The organism is Streptomyces sp. ITFR-16 (assembly GCF_031844705.1).
In the GTDB taxonomy this organism is placed as follows: Bacteria; Actinomycetota; Actinomycetes; order Streptomycetales; family Streptomycetaceae; genus Streptomyces.
The window spans coordinates 591,454-603,749 of the sequence record NZ_CP134609.1 but is presented as its reverse complement, the minus strand read 5'-3'; the positions used below and the strand labels follow the sequence as shown (position 1 = coordinate 603,749).

The 12,296-nt window shown below is 72.6% G+C and carries 7 protein-coding genes; 4 read left to right on the top strand and 3 right to left on the bottom strand.

Going from position 1 to position 12,296, the window contains the following annotated elements; all coding sequences use genetic code 11:
- Positions 1-6 precede the first annotated feature (6 nt).
- Positions 7-2,517, bottom strand: a complete 2,511-nt coding sequence (locus tag RLT58_RS02795) for a glycoside hydrolase family 3 C-terminal domain-containing protein (RefSeq protein ID WP_311308757.1) — start codon at positions 2,515-2,517, stop codon at positions 7-9.
- Between the two features lie 239 nt (positions 2,518-2,756).
- Between RLT58_RS02795 and RLT58_RS02790 the strand changes: the two genes are divergently transcribed.
- Complete coding sequence (locus RLT58_RS02790) at positions 2,757-4,040, top strand: transglycosylase family protein (RefSeq protein ID WP_311308756.1); 1,284 nt, start codon at positions 2,757-2,759, stop codon at positions 4,038-4,040.
- Here the strand turns inward: RLT58_RS02790 and RLT58_RS02785 are convergent.
- A complete protein-coding gene (locus RLT58_RS02785) occupies positions 4,010-5,371 on the bottom strand; it encodes a DMT family transporter (protein ID WP_399130782.1) in 1,362 nt (453 codons plus the stop codon). The two genes, RLT58_RS02790 and RLT58_RS02785, sit on opposite strands and share 31 nt — an antisense overlap.
- Positions 5,372-5,595: 224 nt before the next feature.
- Here RLT58_RS02785 and RLT58_RS02780 point away from each other — a divergent pair, with 224 nt between their 5' ends.
- The 3 genes from RLT58_RS02780 (at position 5,596) to RLT58_RS02770 (ending at position 11,657) form a co-directional block, all read left to right on the top strand.
- The gene (locus RLT58_RS02780) at positions 5,596-6,300 is read left to right on the top strand and encodes a (2Fe-2S)-binding protein (RefSeq protein ID WP_311308754.1); all 705 of its coding nucleotides are present in this window, start codon (positions 5,596-5,598) and stop codon (positions 6,298-6,300) included.
- 183 nt (positions 6,301-6,483) lie between these two features.
- A complete protein-coding gene (locus RLT58_RS02775) occupies positions 6,484-9,165 on the top strand; it encodes a PA14 domain-containing protein (RefSeq protein ID WP_399130780.1) in 2,682 nt (893 codons plus the stop codon).
- A gap of 128 nt (positions 9,166-9,293) precedes the next feature.
- A complete protein-coding gene (locus RLT58_RS02770; RefSeq protein ID WP_311308752.1) occupies positions 9,294-11,657 on the top strand; it encodes a GH92 family glycosyl hydrolase in 2,364 nt (787 codons plus the stop codon).
- Between the two features lie 72 nt (positions 11,658-11,729).
- Here RLT58_RS02770 and RLT58_RS02765 read toward each other — a convergent pair whose 3' ends face one another.
- Positions 11,730-12,062, bottom strand: coding sequence for an STAS domain-containing protein (locus tag RLT58_RS02765; protein ID WP_311308751.1), 333 nt, complete (start codon positions 12,060-12,062; stop codon positions 11,730-11,732).
- Positions 12,063-12,296 lie beyond the last annotated feature (234 nt).

Here is a 12,296-nt window from a genome sequence, read left to right as displayed (position 1 = left end):
GCGCATTTATAGCATCAGCGGAGAGCGCTCTCCATCACGATCCGAACCGCTGCCGGAGCCGTTGCCCGCCGTGGTGCGCGGGGCGTGCGCCGTCAGCGTGGCGGTGAGCGGCAGATCGCCCGCCGAACGGCCCCCCAGCAGCGTGAAGTCACCGGCCTCCGTCTCCCAGCCGTGCCGCGCGGCGGACCAGTGCGCCAGCGCCCTCCCGGACACCCGCACCACCGCGACCGCGCTCCCGCCCGGCTCCGCCTCGACGGCCGCGTACCCGATCAGCCGGCGCACCGGCCGCTCGACCGCCGACCGGCTCCGGGACAGATAGACCTGGACCACCTCGCGCCCGCGCCGCCGCCCGGTGTTGCGCACCCTCACCCGTACCTCGAAGGACTCCCCGGCCGCCACCGCCGCCGGAGCCGTCAGCTCCTCGTACGCCCAGTCCGTGTAGCCGAGCCCGTGGCCGAACCAGTAGGCCGGCGTGGCCCCGGACCGCAGCCAGGCCCGGTATCCGATGTGCAGGCCCTCCTCGTAGCGGAGGCACCCGTCGGCCGCCGGGACCGTGTCCAGGACCGGTACGTCCTCCTGGGCGACGCCCCAGGTGGTCGGCAGCCGGCCACCCGGTTCCGCCCGGCCGAACAGGACGTCGGCCAGACCGCCGCCCGCCTCCTGGCCCGGGAACCAGGCGAGCAGCAGCGCGGGCACCCGGGAGTGCCAGGGCAGGGCGACCGGGCCGCCCGCGTTCACCACGACCACCGTGCGCGGGTTGGCCCGCACGACGGCCCGTACGAGCGCGTCCTGCCCCGCCGGGAGGTCCAGGCTCTCGCGGTCGTGCCCCTCCGACTCGCTCTGCTCCGTCGTGCCCACGACCACCACCGCGACCTCCGCCGCCCGCGCGGCGGCCACGGCGTCGGCCAGCGCGGCGGCCGCGTCCCCGGCGGGCGGAGCGGCGGCCAGGACGGTCGCCACCCCCGACCCGGGGGCGAGCGCGCGCCGCGCGACCACCTCCACCTCGCGGCCCGCGACCAGGTCGGCCGCGGCGGGGTGCAGGGGCGGGGCGACATGGACCCGGGTCGGGTCGTCGCTGTCCAGCGGGAACGTGCCCGACAGCACCTCCCGGCCGTCGACGGACAGCGAGATGTCCCCCCAGCCGCCCACCGCCCAGGTCCACTCCCCGCCCATGGGAGGCCGGAACAGTGCCCGGATCTCCACGGACGCCGCGCCCTCCACCATCACCGAGGGCTCCACGATGCGGCCGGACAGCCGGTGCTCCGCGTGGAGTTCGGCGCCGTCCGCGTCCAGCAGCCGCACCAGCACACCGGGTTCGCCGTCGCGCGGATCGCGCGACCGGTCGCGGCCGAGGGGCTCGGGCCGCCCGGACGGCGGCAGACCCGGCCGGTACGTCACCGCCGCCACCCCGTCCAGCGCCTCCCGGATCCCGGCCAGCGGCGTCACCACCGCCTCGGGGAACACCTCCGCGCTGCCCCCGCCCTGAATGCGTACGCCGGTGGCGTGCGGACCGATCACCGCGACCGAGCGCAGCGCGGCCGGGTCCAGCGGCAGCAGCCCGCCCTCGTTGCGGAGCAGCACCGAACCGGCCGAGACCGCCCTGCGCAGCAGCGCCCGCTGTACGTCCGGCGCCACCACGGGCCGCCACACCGGCCGGGGCGAGCCCAGCGCCGACACCTGGCCCGCCAGCCGCAGCAGCCTGCGGACCTTGCCGTCGACCGCCTCGGCGGAGACGAGCCCCTGTTCCAGTGCGGCGAGCAGGCCCGCCGCCCACGGTCCCTGCGGACCCGGCATCGCCAGGTCCTGCGCGGAGCGCGCGCTGTCCAGCAGGGTGCGCAGCCCGCCCCAGTCGGAGACCACCGGCCCCTCGAACCCCCACTCCTCCTTCAGTGGATCCGCCAGCAGCGGCGAGGCGGACATGGTGATGCCACCGACCTTGTTGTAGGCGGACATCACCGCCCAGACCCCGGCCCGCACGACCTCCTCGAAGGGGGCGAGATAGACCTCGTGCAGGGTCCGTTCGTCCATCCGTACGTCGACATTCAGCCGGTCCGTCTCGGCGTCGTTGCCCACGAAGTGCTTGGCGGTGGCCGCGACCCCGCCCGACTGGACGCCCCTGACGAGGGCCGCCCCGGTGCGCCCGGTGAGCAGCGGGTCCTCGGAGAAGCACTCGAAGTGCCGCCCGCCCAGCGGCGACCGGTGCAGGTTCAGGGTGGGGGCGAGAAGGACGTCGACGCCCTTGCGTCTCGCCTCCCCGGCGAGCAGCGCGCCGAGATCGGTCAGCAGCCGCTCGTCCCAGGACGCGGCGAGCGCGGTGGGGGAGGGCAGGACGAGCGAGGTCTCGCGCTCGTCCCAGGTCTCGCCGCGCACCCCGGCGGGTCCGTCGGAGAGCGTGAGGGGGCGCAGTCCGACCGCCGGTTCGCCCTGCGTGCGCCAGGTGCTCGCACCGGTCAGCAGGCGCACCTTCTGCGCCGCGTCGAGCTTCTCCAGCAGCGGATCGATCTCTTCGTCCGTCATGACGGCGTGCCCCTTCAGCCCCGGCGCCCCTGAGGATCGGAGAGCGCTCTCCCGGTCTGCCGGGCCCAGCGTCGCTGGCCGACGCCGACCGTGTCAATGGGGGGCGGGTCCGGGGCAGGGGCCGCCCGCGGTCCGCCGGGGCCGGTGGCCGGAACTCACCGTGCTCTTGTCATCACCCGTTGTCTGCACATAAGTTGACCGCTTGCGACGTGTCCTACTGCCTGTGGGGGAGCCAAGTCATGGCCGCGAACGGACGGCACCGCAGATATCAGCCGAGCCGCATCAACCGTGCCTCGCTCACGGTCACCGCGGGCGGTGCGGGCATCGCGCTCCCGCTGATCACGGCCGCATCGGCCGGCGCGGCATCGGGAGACGTATGGGACAAGGTCGCCGCGTGCGAGTCCACCAGCAACTGGCACATCAACACCGGCAACGGCTACTTCGGCGGACTGCAGTTCACCCGGTCCACCTGGGCGGCCTACGGCGGTACGGTCTACGCGCCGCGTGCCGACCTGGCCACCCGGGACCAGCAGATCGCCATCGCCGAGAAGGTCCTGAAGGGGCAGGGCCCCGGAGCCTGGCCGGTCTGCTCCGGGAAGGCGGGCCTGACGCGGGGCGGTGAAACGCCGGACATCAGCCCGCAGACCGCCCGCTCGAAGCAGGTCGGGACGCCGAAGAAGGCGGCCCCCAAGACCCCGAAGGCCCATACGTCCTCGGCGCCCGCCACACCGACCACGGTGCCGGGCAAGCGGGAGTCGTACACCGTCACGCCCGGCGACTCGCTCTCCGGGATCGCGGCCGACCGGCATCTCGACGGCGGCTGGCAGCGGCTCTACGCGGTCAACCGCAAGGTGGTCGGCGAGGACCCGGACCTCATCTTCCCGGGCCAGCGCCTGAGCCTCGACCCGGCCGGGACCCCGAGGACGGCCGAGGCCGCTCCGAGGACGGACCCGAAGCCCACGGCCCGGTCCAGGGAGACGGCCGCCCCGAAGCAGGCGGCGCCCCCGAAGAAGCAGCCCACCCAGCAGGCGAAGCCGGCGCCCGCCAAGACGCACACGCAGCAGGCCAGGCCGCAGCCGAAGAAGACTCAGAGCCACAAGCCCGAGCGGGCCGAGAAGCACTCCGGCCTGATCGCCCCGGTCGCCGCCCGCACCGGCACGCCGTACCACCAGGCCGGAGCCTGGTCCAGCGGCTATCACACCGGCGTCGACTTCCCCGTGCCCACGGGCACGTCGGTCAAGGCGATGGCCTCCGGCACGGTCGTCTCGGCGGGCTGGGCGGGGCCGTACGGCTACCAGATCGTCATCCGGCACAGCGACGGGAAGTACAGCCAGTACGCGCATCTGTCGTCGCTGCTGGTGCGCGGCGGCCAGCACGTAGGCGGCGGCCAGCGGATCGCCCGCTCCGGCGCCACCGGCAACGTCACGGGGCCGCATCTGCACTTCGAGGTCCGCACCGGCCCCGAATACGGCTCCGACATCGACCCGCTGGCCTACCTGAGAGCGGGCGGCGTCAAGGTCTGAAGGGCGCCGCCGTCAGCGCCCTCCGCGCCGGGGGCGGTCGCGGCGGCAGAGGCGGCGGACCCGGCGGGCAACCCGCCCCTTCGCCCTGCTCCGGGCTGCGGACGAGGGGCCGGGCCGAACTTCACCTGGCCCACCCGCAGCTCCAGGGGCATCCGCACAGGCAGCGGCGGGACGACGGGGGCAGTCTGCGGGCTCACGGGCCCGGGAAGCTCCACCACCACGGCCGGAGCCGTCCGGACCGGCTGCGGCAGGGCGCCCGCCGGGACCGGTGCTCCGGCGGGCCCGGCGAAATCCCCCGCGTCCTCACCGGAGGCCGGGGGAGCGGGGGAGGCGACGGACGCGTTGTCCGGCCGGTCCCCGGAGGCGGGGCCGCCGGACGCCGTGCCCGCGCCCGTACCGTCCACGGCCTGCGCTTCCCGCCCGCGGCCCGCGCCCGTACCGGCCACGGTTTCCGGCTCCTGGCCATCGGTGGTGGCCTGCCCCGCGGCGAGGCGCTCCGCGCCCATCCGCTCCGTGGTGAGCATGATCAGCCCGCCGGCCGCGAGCGCGCCGCAGGCCAGCGCGAGCACCGTGCCCAGGGTGCCGTGCCGGAACTGCTCGCCGAACAGCGTGATGCCGACGGCCGCCGCCGACACCGGGTTCACCACGGTCACCGTGGCGAGCGGAGCCGTCAGCCCCGCACCGCGATAGGCGGCCTGCGAGAGCAGCAGCCCGGCCCCCGCGAGAGCCGCGATCACCAGCAGGGTCGGCAGCCCGGCCCCCACGGAGCCCGAGGTCCACTGCATGGCGACGGTCTTCGTGAACACCGAGGCGATACCGAACGCGACCCCGGCCGCCCCGGCAAGCACCACACTCCGCATCACCGGCCGGCGCATCGCCTTCGAGACCAGCATGAGCGCCGCCACCGCGCCGAACGTCACGACGGCGAGCATCAACTGCTGCGGGCCGCCCAGGCTGTGCGCCTCGGAGCCGCCGGTCAGCGCGAGCAGCCCCGCCAGACCCGCGGTCGCCATGACCGCGCCGCGCCAGGCCGTGGCCCCGGCCCTGCGCCGTACGAAGAGAGCGGCCATCGGCAGGGCGAAGACGATCGTCAGCGCGCCCAGCGGCTGCACGAGGCTGAGCGGACCGTACGCCAGCGCCACGACGTGCAGCACCGCGCCCACGCCGTTCAGCGCCACCGCCGCCCACCAGATCCTGTTGCGCAGCGGGGCGAGGGAGCGGCCGTCGGAGGCCGTGGCCACGCGCTCCTGGACGATCGCCCCGGCCGCATAGGCGACCGCGGAGACCAGTGACAGCAGCACGGACAGCGCGAGGGAACTCATGTACACCACGATCTCCCTTCAAAGCCGCCGCGTCGTCGTCCCTGAGACGGCGATCCGGCGTACTGCTTTGGTAGTACGGGAGCAGTCCCGGTGTCCTCCTCCCGACGGTAGTCCTCCCCGTGGCCGACGTCAGAACGATCATCCCGTACGGATACGGTGAACCGCGAGCCGTGCCACTCCTGGTGTCCGCGGCGTCACGACCGGTGGCCGGGAAGCGGAGGCGGCAGCACACGATGGACGAGTCCGAAGTCGCCTCGATGGGCGCGTTCTTCGCCCTGCGGGCGGTGGCGCCCGAGGACGGCGGACACCTTGCGCTGGCCCGGGTGTACGCGGGCCGCGCAGCGCCGCTCACCACCCGGATCGACACCGTCGCCGAGCGTCTTGGCACGCCCGAGCGCCGGGTGGCCGCCTCGGTCGCGCACCTGGGTCTGGCCGCCCGGCTGTGGTCCACCGCGCTCGGCCCGGCGGCGCTCGCGGGCCGCTTCCCCGATCTGCGGGCGGAGGTCCTGCACTGGGACCCGGCCGGGCAGGCGCCGGACGACCTGTGGACGGTGTCGGCCGAGCCGCTGCCCGGCACGGCCGCCCGGATCCGGGACGTCGTCCTGCACGGCCATCTCGTGCCCCTCGCCGAAGAGGTCCGCCGCGACACGGCCGTCTCCTTCGGGCTGTTGTGGGGCAACGCGGGTTCCGCCCTGGCCGGAGCCGTACGCCAGCTGGTCACCTGGGCGCGCGCCCACGGCCGGCCCGAGGCCGCCGCCCGTGCCCGCGCGCTGGCGGCCGAGCTCTTCGACGACCCCCTCCTGCGCGACGCCGGCGCCCCGCACGGCCCCGGTTACCGCCGCCGCACCTGCTGCCTCTACTACCGCACTCCGGGCGGGGGCCTGTGCGGCGACTGCGTCTTCGACAGCGCGCCCGGCCGGCCCGCGCGGCCTCGCTGATCCGGGCGGGCCCGCGTCCCGATGTCCGTGGGAAAGGGCTGTTCAGGGGCGCACTGAAGGGCCGCGTGGCGGGGTGTCCCGTAGCCCGCCGCACGCCCCGATGCCGTGGCTCGAAGCCGCTCCCACTCCTTCCGGATCAAGGTTTGTCATGCACCTGGACAGCGCCGCACACGGCGTGCTGTCATGCCAACTGCCATTCCTTCCAACGTTGTACATCGTGTTGCAACGAGCCGCCACCCTTCCTCACAAGGAGGATCCGTGCGCATCGACAAGAGACTGATTCTGTTCCTGGCAGCCGTCGTCGGGACCGCCGGCCTGTCCGCCGTACCGGCCGCTTCGGCAGCCGGGCAGGACCCCGGAGCCACCAGCGAGGTGCAGGGGCTGAAGGGGGAGTACTACACCCAGTCCGCCCCGGGCGCCTTCGACTTCGGGGAGCTCAAGGCCACCGGCTTCGACCCCTCGATCGACTTCCCGACCCTCGAATCGCGGCTGGTCTCCGCCACCGGGCAGGCCGACGACGCGAGCATCCGGTGGACCGGGAAGATCGTCCCGGAGAAGACCGGCAGCCACACCTTCTCGATGATCGGGGACAACGGCTTCCGGCTCTGGATCGGCGGGAAGCCGGTCATCGACCACTGGGTCGACGACTGGGAGAAGGAACAGACCTCCCAGCCCGTCGAGTTGACCGCCGGTCAGGCCTACGACTTCAAGGTCGAGTACTTCGAGCACGAGGGAGGCTCCAACCTCCATCTCAAGTGGACCGAACCGGGCGGCAGCAAGGTGCCCGTCCCGCAGTCCGCCTTCCGGCTGCCGGACGACTACGCCTACGACGGGGCCATCGGCGCCACCGTCCTCGCCGACGGCCGCACCCTCAAGCTCGACTTCGCGCAGAAGCTCGGGAAGCTGCCGGCCGGTCTGGTCAACCACCTGGACGCCGTGATCGGCGGGGCCGAATGGCCGCTCGGCGCGGTCAGGGCCGACCCCGAGGACCCGCGCAGCCTGACCGTCGCCCTCAAGGAGCCGGTCGTCGGGAACAAGGCCGGTGACGCCACCGGCCTGGCCGACATCCGCTACGACGGCGACGGCGCCCTGGCCGGCGAGGACGGCAAGCAGGTCGGCGCCTTCTGGTCGAGCGGGCCCAACCACTCCACGTACCAGCTGCGCACGGAGTGGGCCGACGAGGTGGGGCCGAAGAACGCCCTGCCCGAGTACCCGCGCCCCCAGCTGACCCGCGACAACTGGCAGAACCTCAACGGCTCCTGGGAGTTCGCCGCCGCCAAGGCGGGGGAGCGTCCCCCGGTGGGCCGGAAGCTCGGCGAGAAGATCCTCGTCCCGTACCCGGTCGAGTCGCAGCTCTCCGGGATCGAGCGGCACGAGGACCGGATGTGGTACCGCCGGACCTTCACCGTCCCGAAGGACTGGAAGGTCGGCTCGGGCAAGCGCCTCCAGCTCAACTTCGGTGCCGTCGACTGGCAGTCCGAGGTGTACGTCAACGGCCGCAAGGTCACCGAGCACAAGGGCGGCTACGACAAGTTCAGCGCCGATGTCACCGACGCGCTGAAGCCGGGCCGCACCCAGGAGCTGATCGTCGGCGTTTACGACCCGACGGACGCTGCGGACGGCGAGAACCCGCCGATGGGCAAGCAGCGCCTGGACCCCAGCGGCATCTGGTACACCCCGTCCTCGGGCATCTGGCAGACCGTCTGGATGGAGCCGGTCGCGGCCGACCACGCGGACTCGCTGAAGATCACCCCCGATGTCCCGGGCGGCAGTGTCTCGGTCGAGGCGCGCGGCGTACGCAACGGCGTCCCGGTCACGGCGACCGTGTACGACGGCAAGCGCAAGGTGGGCACGGCCACCGGCCGGACCGGCTCCGCGCTGAAGGTGCGCGTCCCGCACGCGCACCTGTGGTCCGCCGACGACCCGCACCTCTACCAGCTGAAGGTGACCGTCGGGTCCGACCGGGTCGGCAGCTACTTCGGCATGCGGTCCATCGCCGTGGAGAAGGTGGACGGCACCCCGCGCACGGTCCTCAACGGCAAGCCGGTGTTCCTGATGGCCACCCTCGACCAGGGGTTCTGGCCGGACGGCCTGCACACCGCGCCCACCGACGAGGCCCTCGCGTACGACCTGAAGATGCACAAGGCGATGGGCTTCAACTCGGTCCGCAAGCACATCAAGGTCGAGCCCGACCGCTGGTTCTACTGGGCGGACAAGCTGGGCCTGATGGTCTGGCAGGACATGCCGGCGATGAACACCGTCAACCCGTCGGCCGCCGCGCGCACCGAGTACGAGCACGAGATGAAGGAGATGATCGACGAACACTCCAGCCACCCGTCCGTCGTCATGTGGGTCACCTTCAACGAGGGCTGGGGCCAGTACGACGAGGCACGCATCGCCGACCAGGCCAAGTCCTGGGACCCGACCCGGCTGGTCAACAGCATGTCCGGGATCAACCTCGGCGTGGACGGCGGCACCGGCGACATCATCGACGAGCACGGCTACCCGAGCCCGGCGCTGCCGAAGCCGGACGGTCGACGGGCCCTCGTCAGCGGGGAGTACGGCGGTCTCGGTCTCGCCGTGCCCGGCCACGCCTGGGCCGTGCAGCAGTCGTACATCGCGGTCGACCCGGCCACCTACACCGACGACTACCTCACCAAGCTCGACGAGGTGCACGCGCTCGCCTGCAAGGGCAGCAACGGTGCGGTGTACACGCAGATCTCCGACGTGGAAGGCGAGCTGAACGGTCTGCTCACCTACGACCGCAAGGTCGTCAAGCCCGATGTGAAGCGGGTCCACGACGCCCAGCAGGCGCTCATCCGCGACGCGTCGAAGCCGGTCGTGACGGGCTGCCCCGCGAGCTGATCCACCAGGCCGCTCCGGTCCGCCCCGCACGGGGCGGACCGGAGCGGCACCGTCCGACCCCTTGACGCACATCAACGGGGAACCAAGAATGATCGCGCTCTGACAACGTTGTCCGAAGGAGTATCCCCATGCACCGGACCCCACGGCCGCGCCTTCGCGGCCCGGCGGCCGTACTCGCCGCCGCCGCGCTCCTGGGCGGTGTCCTCACCACCGGGGCCTCGGCCGAGGCCGCGCCGCGGACCGACGGCCGGCTGACCGACCTGGTCAACCCGTTCATCGGCACCCAGAACGAGGGCAACACCTACCCCGGCGCCTCCGTGCCCTTCGGCATGGTGCAGCTCTCCCCGGACACGGGCCACAACACCGGCTACGACTACGGCGAGAACCACATCCGCGGCTTCTCCTCGGTCCATCTCTCCGGCGTCGGCTGCGGGCTCGGCGGCGATCTGCCGATCCTGCCCACCACCGGGGACGTCACCGAGACCGACTACGCGAAGTACGCGGCCGAGTTCAGCCACGACGACGAGAAGGCGAGCCCCGGCTACTACAAGGTCGGGCTCAAGACCGGCATCGACGCCGAACTGACGGCGACCCAGCGCACCGGGGTGCAGCGCTACACCTTCCCGGCCACCGACAAGGCCAACGTCCTGCTCAACGCGGGCCAGTCGCTGCACAGGACGCTCTCGTCCAAGGTCGAGATCCTCGACAATCGCACGGTGCGCACCGCGATCACCGGCAGCGGCTTCTGCCAGGACACCAAGCCCTACACGGTCTACACCGTCACCCACTTCGACCGGCCCTTCACCACCTCCGGCACCTGGAACGGCGACACCGTCACCGAGGGCTCGAAGAAGTCCTCGGCCACCGACGCCCGCAACGGTGCCTGGCTGCGCTTCGACACCAGCAAGGACCGCACGGTCGAGGCCACCACCGCCCTGAGCTACGTCGACGCCCGGGGCGCCGCGCTCAACCTCCGCGCCGAGGGCGGCCGCAGCTTCGACCGCGTCGAGCGTGCCGCCCAGCGCAGCTGGGAGGACCGCCTCGAAGGAGTGAAGGCCCAGGGCGGCAGCGACGAACTGCGCCGCACCTTCTACTCCTCGCTCTACCGGTCCTTCCTCGCGCCCAACATCGGCAGCGACGTGGACGGCCGCTACACCGGCTGGGACCAGAAGAAGCACCGCGCTGTTTCCGCCAAGGGAACGTTCACCTACTACCAGAACTGGTCGCTCTGGGACACCTACCGCACCCAGGCCCAGCTGCTCTCGCTGCTCGCCCCGCGCGAGTCCCGCGACATGGCGATCTCCGTCCTGCGGATCGACGCCGAGAGCGGCTGGCTGCCCAAGTGGGGCTACGGCACGGTCGAGACGAACATCATGACCGGTGACCCGGTCACCCCCTTCCTCACCAACGCCTACCAGCAGGGCCTGCTGAAGGGGTACGAGGAGGAGGCGTACCGCGCCCTGAAGAAGAACGCCGACGGAGTGCCGCCCACGGCCTCCGCGCCGGTCGGCCGCGAGGCCAACGCCGAATACCTCAAGGACGGCTTCGCCCCGTACATCAAGGACCGCCCGCACGCCAAGCCCGGCGACTCCGACTACGACCACGGCGCCTCCGCCACCCTGGAGTACGCCCTGTCCGACGGCATGCTCGCCGAGATGGCCCGCGACCTCGGCCACCGCGCCGACGCCGCGCGCTACGGGGCCCGCGCCCAGAACTACCGGAAGATCTTCGACGCGTCGACCGGCTTCTTCCGCGCCCGTGACGCGTCCGGCGCCTTCACCGGCCCCGCCGACCCGGCCGAGAGCGAGGGCTTCCACGAGGGCACGTCCTGGCAGTACCAGTGGATGGTGCCGCAGGACATCCCCGGCATGGTCGACCTGATCGGCGGCAAGGACGCCGCGAACCAGCGGCTCGACTCCTTCTTCGCCTACGACAAGCTCCTCGCCGACCCGGCGAAGACGGCCCGTGAGGTGTGGGTCAACGGCCCGTACGCGTACTACAACGCCGACAAGTACAACCCGCAGAACGAGCCCGACCTCATCGCCCCGTACACCTATCTCTCCACCGGCCAGCCGTGGAAGACGACCGATGTGGTCCACGCGGCCCTGACGCTCTTCACCAACGGGCCGACCGGCATGACGGGCAACGACGACCTCGGCACCATGTCCGCCTGGATGGTGCTCTCCTCGATCGGCGTCTTCCCGGTCCAGCCGGGCACCGACACCTGGGGTCTGTCCACGCCCGCGTTCGAGCGCGTGGACATCACGCTCGACCGGAAGTACTACCCCCGCGGCCGGCTGACCGTCAGCGCCCCCGGCGCCTCGGACACCGACCGCTACATCCAGTCCGCCCGGCTCGACGGTGCGCCGCAGGCGCGCACCTACCTGACGACGGACGACATCCGCTCGTCGCGCTCGCTCTCCTTCACGGTGGGCGCCGAGCCGTCGGCCTGGGGCACCTCGCCCGAGGACGCCCCGCCCGCGCTGGGCTGATCCGGCCGGCCGCGACACGCCGAGCGCCCTTCCCCCGTCCGGCGGGGGAAGGGCGCTCGGCGTATCAGGGCCTCAGGTGGGCAGCGGCGGGTCGATCGCCTCGGCGACGTCCGGGAAGACCGGGACGGCGCTGTCGAGACTCAGCACCCCGATGAGGCGCTCCATGAAGGGGGACGGTGCGGCGAGCCGCAGCCGGGGGCCCAGCAGGGCCTGGCCCTGGAGCAGCACGTTGACCGTCGTCGAGTCCGCGAAACTCACGTCCGACAGGTCGACGACGACGGGTCCTTCGCCGTCCGCCGCCGCGCTCTCGAGCGCGGCGCCGAGCGGGCCGACGTTGTCGATGTCGAGGTCACCTGTCACGGCGAGCACCAGCGCTCCGCGCTCCTGCCGTGGGACGATTCTCATGGCTCTGCCGGCGCTGGGGGATGGGAGCACGGTCACCTCGTGATGCACTGGGCGGCGGGGTAGGGGAGCGGGTTGCGGCGGACGGCTCGGGGGAGACCGTCCCTGCTCGCGGCGGGGCGAGGCCCCACGATAGAAGTAATAGTTGCCATTTGACAACATTCTCCGTGGGGCAACAATCTGTACCGTCAAAGATCAACGAACGCACCCCCTCGGGGAGTGCCTCAGTAATGCGGA

Bases quoted from the DNA above. Each gene is read 5' to 3' on its own strand.
- RLT58_RS02795 (WP_311308757.1), bottom strand. From the start codon at position 2,517: ATGACGGACGAAGAGATCGATCCGCTGCTGGAGAAGCTCGACGCGGCG.
- RLT58_RS02790 (WP_311308756.1), top strand. From the start codon at position 2,757: ATGGCCGCGAACGGACGGCACCGCAGATATCAGCCGAGCCGCATCAAC.
- RLT58_RS02780 (WP_311308754.1), top strand. From the start codon at position 5,596: ATGGACGAGTCCGAAGTCGCCTCGATGGGCGCGTTCTTCGCCCTGCGG.
- RLT58_RS02775 (WP_399130780.1), top strand. From the start codon at position 6,484: ATGCCAACTGCCATTCCTTCCAACGTTGTACATCGTGTTGCAACGAGC.
- RLT58_RS02770 (WP_311308752.1), top strand. From the start codon at position 9,294: ATGCACCGGACCCCACGGCCGCGCCTTCGCGGCCCGGCGGCCGTACTC.
- RLT58_RS02765 (WP_311308751.1), bottom strand. From the start codon at position 12,062: ATGAGAATCGTCCCACGGCAGGAGCGCGGAGCGCTGGTGCTCGCCGTG.